Source organism: Actinoplanes sp. NPDC023936 (genome assembly GCF_040639325.1).
Classification (GTDB): domain Bacteria; phylum Actinomycetota; class Actinomycetes; order Mycobacteriales; family Micromonosporaceae; genus Actinoplanes.
Window position 1 is genome coordinate 51,162 of record NZ_JBEZZR010000008.1, and the last position, 12,875, is coordinate 64,036.

The window sequence follows — 12,875 nt, forward strand, 5'->3', positions numbered from 1 at the left end:
CGGCTCAGTCAGCTCTCGGCACGGCCCTGTTCCCGGGCAGCCGCCAGCAATCGGGCCAGCCGGCGCCGGCTGCGGCGGCGCGCCGTCAGCCAGCCGCCACCCACCAGCCCCGCCGCCAGCGCCAGCAGCAGCTGCGGCCACGGCACGATCCAGACGGTGGCCGTCCGCGCTGCCGCCCGGATCTGCGCGCCGGCGTGCTCGCCGCGCGGCTCGGGCGTCACCGCCACCTCGGCGCGCATCGGCCCGAGCGGCCACACCCCGCCGATCACCGTCGTGGTGGCCGTGCCGCCGCCGGGCAGCAGCTCCCCGATCTCGGCCGTGGCCTCGCGGCGACCGGCTCCCAACGGCCCGGCGACGCTGCTCCGCGCCACCCCGGACGACCACACGTTTCCGGTGTTGGCCACGGTGTGCCGGATGCGGATCGCCGCGCCCGCGAACGGGTTCCACGACGGCAACCGTTCGACTGTCACGTCGCCGACGTCCAGGACCGCACGGGCGGTACCGGTCGCCCGCAGCATCACCCGGAAGCCGACGCGGCTCTCCACCGTCACGGCGGCGCCGGCGCTGGCGACGACGGCCGCGATACCGGCCGGATGATCGCCGGGCGCCGCGTCCTCGGGCACGCGGATCGTGAACGGCACGACGGCGGTGGCGTTCGCACCGACCCGGACGGTGTCCCGCACGTCGATCCAGGTCCCGCCGCCGGTCGAGGCGCGGTCCGAGGAGAGCATGGTGAACCTGCCCTTCTCCGTCAGGTACCCGTCGGCGGCTTTCAGCGCGAACGTCACCGGCCGGTCGCCGAGGTTGCGGACGGCGAGGTGCTCGGTCACCTGCTGCCCGGGGTCGAGGGTGCGTTCGATCCACCGACGACCGTCCGGCCCCTGCGCGGTGGCCGGCTGGACGGTCCAGGTCAGTGTGGTGCCGCCGGGCGCCGCCGCCGCTCCGGCCGGGAGGGCCGGAGCGGCGAGGGTCACCGCGGCGAGCACTGTCAGTGCCCGGCGCGGCATGCTCACTCGAACAGCGACAGGGTGAGCGTCGAGGCGTACTGGCCGGCCGCCACGTCGGCCGGGGTGCGCAGGAACAGGTCGGCGTCGACGGAGTACGCGCCACCGGCCACGGCCTGCGAGTCGAACGTCGAGACCAGCAGTTCCTGGTCGACCAGGCCGACGTCGTTGCCCGGCTGGGTCTGCTCGTCCAGCACTGTCACCACCTCCTCGCCCTCGCTGACCAGGCCGGTGTCGCCGCCGTCGAGCAGCCGCGGTTTCCAGCCCAGGTGGTCGGCGCTGATCGGCTGCTGCCCGGCGGCGCCGGTGAACGCCGACGCGCTACCGAGCACGGCCCAGGCCGCCCCGGCGGGAACATCGGTGCGGGTGTCGGTGACGGTCACCGCCGGCAGGCTTCCGGTGAACTGGCGGACCAGCGCGGTGGAGCCGTCCTCGGTGAGCGTCACCGCGTCGCCGGCGATGGACAGGGCCAGCACACCCGGCTCGCGGATCTCCTCGATGTCGACGGTCACCCGCACCTGGTCGCTGCCGCCCGGGTCGGCGGCGGCGGGCAGCGGTATCAGGATCGCCCCGGACAGCAGGGCGCAGGCCACGACGGCATTGCGTTTCATGATCTTCTCCAGGTGATCTTCTCAGGAGCAGGGGTGGTCGTCAGGAGCAGGTGACGGCGAGGTAGGCGGCGGTGACCTCGGTGGCGCCGGCGCGGACGGTGGCCGAGCCGGCCGGGACGCTCGCGGCCCGTGCGGTGAAGGACTGGTACGCGGAGGCGCCGGCCGCCACGTCCGGGAACTGCTTGCTTCCGTACGGGGTCTGCAGCGTCACGCCCACCGCGGCGGTCCCGTCGTTGCGGGCCCGGACCGCGACGTACGCCCTGCCCGCGACGCACCGTGACTCGGCGGTCGCGGTGACCGCGGCCGACGGGCGGAACGCCCAGCTGTCGACCTCGAACAGGTCGGCGCCGGCCGGTCCGGTGTAGGTGAAGTAGACGTCGTGCACACCGGTGACCCCGCCGAGGACGGCGCGCAGTGTGGTCCACTCCCCCGTCGTGCCGGTGACGGGGATGGTCGCCACCACCGGGCCGGTGCGCGCGTCGAGGCGTACCGCAATCGTGCCGCCCGCCGCGAGCGGGCGCACCCGGGTCTCGACCGACGCGGCGCCCGATCCGAAGTCCACCGACGACAGCGACGTGAAGTCCCCGTTGTCGACGTCGGTGAGCGCCAGGTCCGGCGCGTTGCTGATCCTGCGGGTGGCGATCCCCTGCTGCCAGGCGATCGTCTCCGCCTGCACGGTCCGGTACGGGTCGAGGCGCTTGATCTGCGGCACCCCGTCGAACGTGCCGGTGACCTCCTGGATCGTGCCGTCGGGGCGGAAGGCCAGCTTGGCGATGTGCGGGCTGCGGAAGCCCTGGGTGGCGCCGCCGGTGATCCGCCGGTTGAGCGTCTGCGCGTGATAGGTGAAGTAGTAGTCGTCGCCGAGCTTGAACACCGACTGGTGGTTGTTGCCCCCGGCGCCGAAGTACGTCCCCGGGTTCTTGAAGATCACGCCGGCGTAGGTGTCGGCGGTCCACGGCCCCATCGGGCTGTCCGCCATCAGGTAGGCGATCGCGCCGGTCGGCGGCCCGGCCGGGTCGACCGGCCCGGAGTGCCCGAAGTTGGACGAGTACGAGTAGTAGTACTTCGTGCCACGCTTGAACACGTGCCCGGCCTCGAAGACCAGCGGCGCGTCGATCGTCTGCGCCGAGCCCTGCGTGCTGACCATGTCGTCGCCGAGCTTGATCACCCGGGTGGATCTCGGGTGGTTGGTGTTCTCGTAACTGCCGGAGCCGTCGTCGCCACCCCCGCCGAAATACAGGTAGCCCTGGCCGTCGTCGTCGCGGAACACGCCCGGATCGAACAGCCAGTTGCGGCCGTTCGAGGCGCCCGGCGTGGCGCTGGTGATCAGCAGGCTGCCGCGCTCGTCGCGCCACGGGCCGATCGGCGAGTCACCCACGATGACGCCCGTGGCCGCGCCGTTGTTGGCGAAGTAGAGGAAGAACTTCTCCGTGCCGCCGACGACCTTGCTCTCCACGGCCGGCGCCCAGGACTGGCTCGCGTAGGTGGCGATCCCGCTCGCCCCGGCCACGTTGATCTCGCCGTGGTCGGTCCAGTTCACCAGGTCGTCGGAGGAGATCACGGTGATCGTGTTGATGCCGCCGTAGGTGTTTGTCGGCGAGATCCCGTCCGGCCCGGGCGCGTACACCTGGGTGTCGTTGGTCATGTAGAGGTAGACCCGGCCGTCGTGGACGAACGCGTTGCCGTCGGCGCCGAACTTGTGCGAGATCAGCGGGTTGCCCTCGCCGGGGTTCTTGCCGAGCGCCTCGATCGTGGTCGACGGCAGGAACTCGGACAGCGTCACGTCGTCGACGGTGAAGTCCATCAGGTGGGTGTCCGGGGCGGTCTGCGGCGACGACGTCCACGGCGTCTCCACGAAGATCCGCGCGGTGGTGACGTTCTGTGCGGCCGGGATCGTGAAGGTGCCCTGGATCAGCCCCCACTGCCCGCGGGTGGCGGTCACCGTGCCGAGGTTCGTGTACGTCGAGCCGCCGTAGTGCATGGTGACGAAGAACTGCTTGGTGGGCGGGCTGTTCGGGTTGTCGTACTTAACCCGGGCGGCGACCGCGTACGTCGTGCCGGCCCGCACCTTGCCGGACAGATCCTGCATCGGCCCGGACCCGGTGGTGGCCCGGCCGGAGACACGTGCGGCGGCACTGCCGGAGTAAGGGTCGCCGACCGGCGTCAGGACCGCGGTGTCGGAGGCGTTGCCGTTGTTGACGAACCAGCCGGTCAGCCCGTCCTCGAAGCCACCGTTGACGATCAGGTCAGGCTCGGCGGCCCGGGCCGGCGCGGCCACGCCGACCAGCCCGGCGGCGATCAGCAGCGCGGCGCTCAAGATCCGTTTTATCTGCACAGGTGAGTCCCTCCGGGGTTTCAGTCGCAGGTGACAGCGGGATAGGCGGCAGTGCGGGTGGTCGTGGTGGCGTCGGCGCCGGTGATCCGGACCTCGGCGGTTCCGGCCGGGACACCCGGGGCGCGGACGGCGAACGACTGGTAGGCGGCGGCGCCGGGCGCGATCCCGGTGACCGTGCGGGTGCCGTACCCGGTGCGCAGTTCGGCGGTGACCGGGCCGTCGCCCTCGTTGCGGGCCTGTACCGCGACGTACGCCCTGCCGGCCACGCATCGCGCCTGAGCGCTGAGGGTGACCGGTAGCCCGGCGAGGGTGCCGAGCTCGGCGAGCCGGTAGCTCAGCGCCCGCTCCGGCGCGTCGATCTGGTTCTGGGTGCCGAAGCCCTCGGTGCGGGCGTCGCGGGCCGCGGCGAGCGCGGTCTGCATGGCGGCCCACGCGCCGGCCGGGTAGCGGGCCGGCTGCAACGTCGCCGCGTGGGCGACAGCGGCGTCGAGCGCGGTGGTGTCCAGCGCCGCGCCCGGGGCGGTGAGGACGTCGCTGAGCAGGAACTCGTCGAAGTCGGCGTGCCCGCCGGCGCGCTGGGTGGCGTAACTGAACAACCCGACCCGGTGCCCCATGAAGTGCGCCAGGCTGCCGTCCAGCGTCTGCGGCCCGACCCGGTCGCCGAGCTGCTGCCACCGCCGGCCGTCCAGGCTGTAGTGGAAGGTGGTCCAGAGCTGGCCGCCGGTGGTGAAGTCCAGGTCGGCCTTGAGGTGCACCCGCGTGGCGTCGCCGAGCGCCACCGTGCTGCCGGGCCGGAACGCCTCCAGGGCGGCCTGGTCGACGTCGGCGGGGAACGGGCCGCTGCGGTTGACGACGCCGAGCGTGCTCACCCCGCCGGTCCGTCTCACCGCGACGTAGGAGAAACCGCGGTTGTAGACCGCCAGCCCGGCGGTGTCGCCGTCGGTCAGGCCGGAGAAGTCCAGCGTGGTCTCGGCGGACTGCCGGGGCCCGAAGGTGCGCTGCGACAGGGTGTTGCGGGCCTCCTCGAGCCAGGCCATCTCCGGCTGCCCGCCGACCCGGTGCCGGTACGTGCCGGTGACGACCGAGCCGTTGGTCAGCCGCAGCCAGCCGTCGCGGTCGGTCAGCGACCAGTACCGGTTGTCCGGCGCGTGGTTCCACTGCCAGGCCAGGTCGAGGCGGGAGCCGTTCGGCGCGTTGTCGCCGGTGACCGGCCACTGCTCGTTCTGGTACCCGTGCGCGGGCGCGTCGTTGGCGAAGTCGTCCGAGGCGACGATGCTCTTCTGCCGCTCGAACGTCTCCTGCTCCGGGCTGAGCCGGATCGGCTTGGGAAGCGCGCCGCCGACCGGGACGGCGCCGCCGGCGCCGAACGTCGGCCAGCCGTCCGACCAGGTGGCCGGGATCAGCGCGGGGATCCGGCCGATCGGGAAGGTGTCGCGGAAGAACATGCCGTGCCAGGCGGTGGACCCGTCGGGCCGGCTGATCGGGACCAGGCTGCCCTGGGCGAAACCGTTGGAGTTGAGCACGCCGCGCGCCTCGTAGGTGCCCTTGCCGAGCAATTGCCGCGAGCGCAGCATGACGACCTGGCGGCCCTGCCCGGACGGCCACGTGATGATCACGGCGTAGTACCAGCCGTCGATGCGGTAGAACTGGGCGCCCTCGAACAGGCCGCCGATGAACGGCTGCCCGGCGAAGTCGGCAGCGGTGAAGATGTTCGGGTAGTCCTGCACGATCGTGGTCAGCCCGGCGTCCAGGCGCACCGCGCTGGTGCCGCCGGAGCCGTGGAAGATGTACGCCGTGCCGTCGGCGTCGAAGAACAGCGACGGGTCGTGCAGGCCGCGGCCCAGCGCGGTGCGCTGCCAGGCGCCGTTCTCGATGTCGTCGGTGCGGTAGAGGTACGCGCCGCCCAGGTTGTTGGTGTTGAAGACGGCGTAGAACATGCCGTCGTGGTAGCGCAGCGACGAGGCCCACTGCCCCTGACCGTACGAGTTCTGCCCGTTGCGCAGCGAGAACGCGTCGCCGACGCTGGCCCGGTCGAAGACGTAGCTGACGATCTGCCAGTTGACCAGGTCGTAGGACTTCATGATCGGCGCACCGGGGCTCAGGTGCATGGTCGTGCTGATCATGTAGTAGATGTCGCGGCCCTCGGCGTTCTCGGCGGCGGGCACGCGTTCGACGCTGATGTCCGGCACGTCGGAGCGCAGCAGCGGCACGGTGTAGGAGCCGGCTGCGGTGTCGGTCGAGGTGTACGACGATCGCGGCGTCCACGGTCCGGCGGCGGAGGCAGCGCCGGCACCGCCGAGGACGACGGTGGCGGCGAGCAGCAGCGCGGCCGCCGCGGCAAGGAGTCGGTGCACAGAACCCCCATTGTTAGCGCTAACAAGCCCCGCCACGGTGCAGGCGGCGAGGGAAAGCGGGTTAGCACTGCACACTAAGGGCGGCGTCGTTAATCTCCGCGAAATGATCGCGTCATTGATCATCAGTCGAACACAACGGGAAAACGTGTTACCCGTACGCGGCCCGCCTGGTCGTCCCGCGCGATGACGAATCCCGGCGCGACCAGCGCGGACATGATCACATAACGACTTTTCACGACCGAATTTCGTCGGCTGAACGACTGAGGATCTTGGAGGTCCGGCGGGCATAAGGTGGCCGGGCTATGAAACAGACGCAACCAGACGTGGCGGACCTCGTCACCGCCGCCCAGGACGGCGACCGGCGGGCCCTGGAGCGGCTGATGGCCGCGCATCTGCCGCTGGTCTACAACATCGTCGGGCGCGCCCTCGGCGGTCATGCCGACACCGACGACGTCGTGCAGAACACCATGCTGCGCGCCGTCCGCGACCTGCGGTCCCTGCGTACGCCCGGCAGTTTCCGGTCCTGGCTGGCCGCCATCGCGGTCCGCCAGGTCGGCACTCATCAGCAGCAGCGACAGGCCGCGCAGGACCGCACCACCGGGCTCGACGTGGCGGCGCACCAGCCCGATCCGCACGCCGGCGTCGAGGACGTCACAGCGCTGCGCGCCGAACTGTCCGGCCAGCGCCGCGAGATCGCCGAGGCCACGCGCTGGCTGGACCCCGACGACCGGGTGATCCTGGCCCTGTGGTGGCAGGAGGTCGCCGGCCTGCTCAGCCGCGCCGAACTGGCCGGCGCCGCCGGGCTCAGCGCCGCCCACGCCGGTGTGCGCCTGCAGCGCATGCGCGAGCAACTCGACCTGGCCCGCGCCGTCGTCACCGCCCTCGCCGTGGACCCGCCCTGCCCGCAGCTCACCGGCGTCCTCACCGGCTGGGACGGCCGGCCCGCAGCGCTGTGGCGCAAGCGCATCGGCCGCCACGTCCGCTCCTGCCCGCTCTGTTCGGCCGCGGCAGCCCACCGGGTTCCGCCGGACCGGCTCCTGGCCGCCCTGCCCGCCCTGGTGGCGCCCGGCGGCCTGCTCCCCGCGACCCTGGCCAAGACCGTGACGGCCGGCGCAGCCACCGCGGCCGGCGCCGCCACCGCTGCGGCCGACGCCGCCTCCGCCACCACATCCATCGGCACCGCCGCCGCTACCTCCGTCGCCGCCATCGCCGCCGCTGGTGGCGCCACGACGGCCGCCTCCGCCGCCGCGAAGGCTGCCGTGGCGAAGTTCGTGGCCGCGCACCCGATCGCCGCGGCCGTCGCCGGCCTCACCGCCGCCGCGGCGGTCGCCGTGCCGGTCGCCGTCCGCACCGACCCGGCGCCGCGGTCCCAGCCGCGCTCGCCCGCCGTGATCGCCACCGTCTCGCCGGCCGTCGCGCACACACCCGCCGGCGGCCGGCCGCCGGCACCCACTCCCCCCGCCTCCGCATCGGCGTCCGCACCGGGCCCCACATCACCCACCACGTCCGCCACCAGGTCCCCCGCCGCATCGCCCGCCGCCGTGGGTGCCGTGCCGCTCGGCCGGGTGTCGTTGCAATGGGTCGCCGGCGGCTACGTCAGCAACACCGCGGCGAACACCATCACGGTCACCGGCAGCCCGGACCGGCGGCTCGCCACGTTCGAAGCCGTCCGCGGCCTGGCCGACCCGCAGTGCGTCTCGTTCCGCACCCTCGACGGCGCCTACCTGCGCCACTACGAGCTGTACAGCCAGGCCGACGCCTTCGACTACAGCCAGATCTTCCGCGAGGACGCCACGTACTGCCCGCGCCCCGGCATCGCCGCGGACTCGGTCATGCTCCGCTCGTTCAACTATCCGGACTTCTTCCTGCGCTGGGACGGCGTCAGGTTCGGCATCGGCTACACCAAGAACACCGACGACTTCCGGACCGCGAGTTCGTTCCGGATCCGAGAACCGTTGTCCACCGGTTGACCCCACCGGCCGGCAGCCGGTGTGCGGCTGCCCGGCCGGGACCATGGGGGCTGTATCCTGTGCCACGGAATCACTTCGCTTGTCGATGGCGCGCGGACAGCCGCGAAGCACATCACACATGATCCTCAAGCCGGATCACTGGCGCGGTACGAGCTCGCCGGACCGTGGTTCCTTCTCCGCGGCGGCGCGGCCGCACACCGGCCGGTCGACGCCCCGGAGGACCCGAAGAGAACTGACCAGCGCGGGCTACGCTGTGTCACTAGGTGTGGAAGAACGGAGGTGCCGATGATCAGCGTGCAGGAGTTCGCCCGCCGACTCAACATCCTGAGCCCAGGGGCGGTGACCAGCGAGGACATCGAGGATCTGGCCGATGCCGCGGGGGTGCGCATCGACCCGGGTCGCGGCATCGATGCCGCTCAGGCCCAGCAGATGCTGGATCATCTGTCGCCGCCGGTGCCGGTCAGTGGAACCGCGATCGTGGCGTCGCAGTGGACGCCGGAGACCACCGGGCGCGTCTCGGCGCCGCCGATGGTGTTCTCCAATCCCGGCGCCGTCGACGCCCCGTCCGACCCGCCGGCCCGGCCGCGGAAATCCGGGCAGACCCGTAACGGGCGGCCCGGCTCTCGATCACCCCGACGGTGACCGCCGGCGTCGTCACCGGGGATTGAGACGTCCCGGAGGCCGCCGACCGGCGTTCTGACCAGGCCGGTGAGGGATCGGAGAGCGTCCGGAGACCGCCGATTCGTACTGTTCAGCGAGGCCGATCGACTGTTCCGCGGCGTCCGGCGACCGCCGCACCTGCGCCTCGCGGGACACGGTGTCCACATGCGACATGGTGTGCGGGGCGCTGAACCCCGATATGCGCCCGGGCGATCCCGGAGGCACAGGGACCGGACATTGCTGGAGTTCCGTGTGCTCGGCCGGCTCGGCGTCGCCCGTGACGGCACGGCGGTGCCCTTGCCGGCACAGCAGACCTCCCTGCTGGCGTCCCTGGCGCACCTGCGCCTGGTCTTCACCGCCCCCCGGCTACCGCCGCGGCTGCTGATGCTCGTCGCACCGGTCACCGCGTTGTCTGCCGGCCGGCACGGTGCGGTCCTGCTCGCCACCTGGGACGGCTTGCGCCGGAATCTCGGCCTGCCGGTGCCACTGGGGTTCGCCGTCACCTGGCGACATCACCCGGCGCCGCGCCTGCGGCGGTTCCGTTCGACCGGCTCGACGAGCAGAGTCGCACGGTCTTTCGGGCGATCGCGTGACAGGAGTGCTTCGTTCTTACTTACGTACGCTGATCGCGCTCTCGTCGCGGTGAACGCGCTCGGATCGCCGGTCAGCGGTCGTCACTGTGCCGCGAACGGATGGCGAAGGCGGCGCATCGCCTGCTCACCGCGGTCCGATGCGGGAAGGGCCGGCGTCAGATCAGCCGCGGCGGCGGGAGCGAGAAACGGCGTCACACTTGCGCCGACCGCGACAGGCGCCGGGCGTCGGAAACGTGAAAGTTCGGAGAGCGGGCGGGAAACAGGTGCCCGTAGCGCCTCGGTGATCGTGGTCATAAGCCTTCCTCGAACGGCCCGTAACCGCGAAGCGCGGGCCGCGAAAAATCGGATTGGATTGAGTTTTGGATACGCCAACGGCGGCTCGCTGAACCAGTCGAGCCGCCGTCGGTAACGTGTGGATCAGAGAACGCGGATGTTCTCCGCCTGCGGGCCCTTCTGGCCCTGCGTGATGTCGAACTCGACCCGCTGGTTCTCCTCAAGGCTGCGGAAGCCGCTCGCCGAGATTGCCGAGAAGTGGGCGAATACGTCGGCGCCGCCACCGTCCTGGCTGATGAAACCGAAGCCCTTGTCGCCGTTGAACCACTTCACGGTACCTGTAGCCATGTCTTTTCCTTCGCAAGCTGTCGGAGCCCGCACCGCGCGGACTCTCACGTCGCCGCGTTGATCGCCCGCATCGCCTCGACGCGGATAACGAAAAAGCGCCTGGATGGGCTCGATAACCCATCAGGCGCCGAAAACGTCTACGGAAATCAAAACTGCAACGAGGGAACCGTATCACAGAAAATCGGCTACCGACCCAAAAACTTGCGGATGGTTTCCGGGACGCCTCCTGAGGGGCGGTCACCGCACGCGTGGGCTCGATGCCACCGAGCCTAAGTCGATCTTGGAGTTGGCACTGGTGGGCGACGAGTTCGGGGTGAGGCGGCCGCCGCTCGCAGCCGCCTGACTACCCGGGTCGTCACCGACTGCCCCGGGTAGTCACCGACCGCCCCGGGTCGTCACCTGGCGTGCCGGCGTCCGGGGTAAAGCCGGCGCTTTCCGGAAAGCCGCGGACGTGGGAGGCCCCACAGAATGCCGCACACCCCGTAGCGCTCCCCGTGGACAGTCACCCATCGTGACGCAGCGTGGGCTCGGCGAGGCCGCCGGGACGCAGACTCGGCGATCCCGTCACCCAGCGGGCGAATCGCGGGCGACCTGGCGAACCGGGCGAAGGCGGGACGGTGGACATCTCGAATGCCGACCCTTATGACGCGATGCTGCCCGGCGACGGACGAGGTGGAGGATTCACCATTGAAGAGACCGGCACCGGAATTCGAATCTCTCTGAGCACCGAACAGGAAGCCGACACGCCCGGGCGGCAATGAGCCGCCAGGTCTCCCAGGGATCGCGCGGCGCCGAAGCATTACGCCTCATGCACGCGCAGACCGCCGTGTTCGCCGTGGTGCCACCTCGATCAGGCGGCGCGTCACCGACCGGGTCGCCCCGCCTGACGGCTTGCTCACCCCTCACACTACCCCGCCGAACGGAATCGTCCCGGCGCAGAACTCGCACCATCCTGTTCGCGATTTCTGGCACGTGAAGAACGCTCCGCTCGTGCTAGCGTTGTGCTTTTCCTATTTTCCATTCTTCTTCCACCGGACACCGGACAGGAACATTTCTCGCGGGTGTTCAGTCCTGATCGGACAGGCGCGGCCTTTCCATCGGCGACACTGCCGGCCCGGCCCAGCATGATCAGTCGGCAGGAGAGCCGAGACCGGCGAAACGGCGGGCGAGCCGGGCGAAAGCGTCGGTGAGTTCGTCCGGGCCGATGACGGTGATGCCCGCGTCGTAGCGGGCGAAGGCGGCGGCGAGGCTGGGCCAGGACCACGACCCCAGGGTGAGCCGGCAGCGATCCGGTTCGATTTCCTCGACGACGCCGTCCCGGGTGTAGCGGGCCACGACAGCGGCGGGCAGGTCGAGGATCACGGTGCCCCGGCAGGGCCAGTCTCCCGAGGCGTCGCCGGAACCGCGGAACGTGCTGATGACGTAGGCGTCGACATCTCCGCCGGGCAGCGCGCGTGGCGTGAATCGGGGCCCGTTGGGGGTACGCAGGCTCATCCGGTCGGCACGGAAGGTACGCCAGGCGTCGCGGTCGAGATCCCACGCGACCAGATACCACCGGCCATCCCACGTGATCACATGGTGCGGCTCGACGCGCCGCGCGGGCCGGTCCGCCCCGCCCGAGCCGTAGTCGAAGCGCAGGATTTCACGCGCTTTCACGGCCGCGCTGATCGCCAGCAGCACATCGCCGCCGACGGGCGCGGCCGGCCGGGTGACCGGGCGGTCGACGGCGGTGACCTGCAGCGCGTCGACGCGATGCCGTAGCCGGGAGGGCATCACCTGCCGGATGGTGTTCAGCGCCCGTTCGGCGGCCTCCCCCAGAGAGCCGCCCCGTCCGGCGGCCTCCTCCAGCCGGCCGCCCTGGGTGGTCGCGACGATCTGCAGGGCGACGGTGAGCGCGACGGCCTGGTCGTCGTCGAACAACAGCGGTGGCAGTTCGGTGCCGGCGCTCAGCCGGTACCCGCCGTCCGGGCCCTTGACCGCGGCGATGGGATAGCCGAGTTCGCGGAGCCGGTCGATGTCACGGCGCACGGTGCGCAGGCTGACGTCCAGGCGGTCGGCCAGTGCCGTGCCCGACCAGTCCCGGCGCGTCTGCAGCAGCGACAGCACGGCCAGCAGGCGCGCGGAGGTTTTCGGCATGGATCTGATTCTGCCGTTGAGTAGGTGACACTTCCTGTCACCCACCGCTGCGAATCTTGGTCTCAGCCGGATGCACCGGCTGCCACGACCGAGGAGTCACCATGACCATCTCCACGACCACGCACCTGAACTTCCGCGGCGACGCCCGTACGGCGCTGGAGTTCTACCAGTCGGTGTTCGGCGGCCACCTCACCGTCATCGCGTACGGCGATTTCGGCATGCCGAAGGACCTGCCGGACGCCGACAAGGTGGTCTTCGGCCAGGTCACTGCCGACAACGGATTCAGCATCATGGCCTACGACGTGCCCGGCCGGGCCCCGGAGGCGGTGCCGCCGGCCATCACCACCCGCGAGCACGGCATGACGCTGACCGGCGACCGGTTCTTCGTGTCCGTCCGCGGCGAGACCGTCAACGAGGTCGGAGCGCTCTGGGACAAGCTCGCCGACGGCGCCGAGATCATTGAGAAGTACGGCCCCTCGCCGTGGACGCCCGGCTTCGGAATGCTGACCGACCGTTTCGGCGTCACCTGGATCCTCGACGTCGCCGCCCCGTACGCCGGCTGAGCAAGCACTCCCGCGCAGCCGTCGCCGC

The 12,875-nt window shown here is 71.2% G+C and carries 11 protein-coding genes; 5 read left to right on the plus strand and 6 right to left on the minus strand.

What is annotated here, in order from left to right; genetic code table 11:
* Positions 1-8: 8 nt before the first annotated feature.
* Genes AB0F72_RS13625 through AB0F72_RS13640 form a run of 4 tightly spaced genes read right to left on the minus strand, consistent with a single transcriptional unit; the run spans position 9 to position 6,304 of the window.
* Positions 9-1,013, minus strand: a complete 1,005-nt coding sequence (locus tag AB0F72_RS13625) for a hypothetical protein (RefSeq protein WP_360430030.1) — start codon at positions 1,011-1,013, stop codon at positions 9-11.
* On the minus strand, positions 1,010-1,615 hold the full coding sequence (locus AB0F72_RS13630) for a hypothetical protein (RefSeq protein ID WP_360430032.1): 606 nt from the start codon (positions 1,613-1,615) through the stop codon (positions 1,010-1,012). Before AB0F72_RS13630 ends, AB0F72_RS13625 begins: the two co-directional genes overlap by 4 nt.
* Before the next feature lie 40 nt (positions 1,616-1,655).
* Complete coding sequence (locus AB0F72_RS13635) at positions 1,656-3,932, minus strand: family 43 glycosylhydrolase (RefSeq protein WP_360430034.1); 2,277 nt, start codon at positions 3,930-3,932, stop codon at positions 1,656-1,658.
* A gap of 38 nt (positions 3,933-3,970) precedes the next feature.
* Positions 3,971-6,304, minus strand: a complete 2,334-nt coding sequence (locus tag AB0F72_RS13640; RefSeq protein ID WP_360430036.1) for a family 43 glycosylhydrolase — start codon at positions 6,302-6,304, stop codon at positions 3,971-3,973.
* A gap of 302 nt (positions 6,305-6,606) precedes the next feature.
* Here AB0F72_RS13640 and AB0F72_RS13645 point away from each other — a divergent pair, with 302 nt between their 5' ends.
* The 3 genes from AB0F72_RS13645 (at position 6,607) to AB0F72_RS13655 (ending at position 9,936) form a co-directional block, all read left to right on the plus strand.
* The gene (locus AB0F72_RS13645; RefSeq protein WP_360430038.1) at positions 6,607-8,274 is read left to right on the plus strand and encodes a sigma-70 family RNA polymerase sigma factor; all 1,668 of its coding nucleotides are present in this window, start codon (positions 6,607-6,609) and stop codon (positions 8,272-8,274) included.
* A gap of 285 nt (positions 8,275-8,559) precedes the next feature.
* A complete protein-coding gene (locus AB0F72_RS13650) occupies positions 8,560-8,916 on the plus strand; it encodes a hypothetical protein (protein ID WP_360430040.1) in 357 nt (118 codons plus the stop codon).
* A gap of 255 nt (positions 8,917-9,171) precedes the next feature.
* Entirely contained in the window at positions 9,172-9,936 is a 765-nt protein-coding gene (locus AB0F72_RS13655) for a hypothetical protein (RefSeq protein WP_360430042.1), read from the plus strand.
* A gap of 8 nt (positions 9,937-9,944) precedes the next feature.
* Here AB0F72_RS13655 and AB0F72_RS13660 read toward each other — a convergent pair whose 3' ends face one another.
* Positions 9,945-10,148 carry a cold-shock protein gene (locus tag AB0F72_RS13660; RefSeq protein WP_360430044.1) on the minus strand — a complete coding sequence of 68 codons (204 nt, stop codon included), beginning with the start codon at positions 10,146-10,148 and terminating at the stop codon, positions 9,945-9,947.
* A 617-nt stretch (positions 10,149-10,765) separates the two neighbouring features.
* Here AB0F72_RS13660 and AB0F72_RS13665 point away from each other — a divergent pair.
* Positions 10,766-10,909 (plus strand): hypothetical protein, encoded by a 144-nt coding sequence (locus AB0F72_RS13665; protein ID WP_360430046.1) that lies wholly within the window; start codon positions 10,766-10,768, stop codon positions 10,907-10,909.
* A gap of 367 nt (positions 10,910-11,276) precedes the next feature.
* Here AB0F72_RS13665 and AB0F72_RS13670 read toward each other — a convergent pair whose 3' ends face one another.
* Positions 11,277-12,284 (minus strand): YafY family protein, encoded by a 1,008-nt coding sequence (locus tag AB0F72_RS13670; RefSeq protein WP_360430048.1) that lies wholly within the window; start codon positions 12,282-12,284, stop codon positions 11,277-11,279.
* A 101-nt stretch (positions 12,285-12,385) separates the two neighbouring features.
* Here AB0F72_RS13670 and AB0F72_RS13675 point away from each other — a divergent pair, with 101 nt between their 5' ends.
* The gene (locus AB0F72_RS13675) at positions 12,386-12,847 is read left to right on the plus strand and encodes a VOC family protein (protein WP_360430050.1); all 462 of its coding nucleotides are present in this window, start codon (positions 12,386-12,388) and stop codon (positions 12,845-12,847) included.
* The last annotated feature ends 28 nt before the right edge of the window (positions 12,848-12,875 follow it).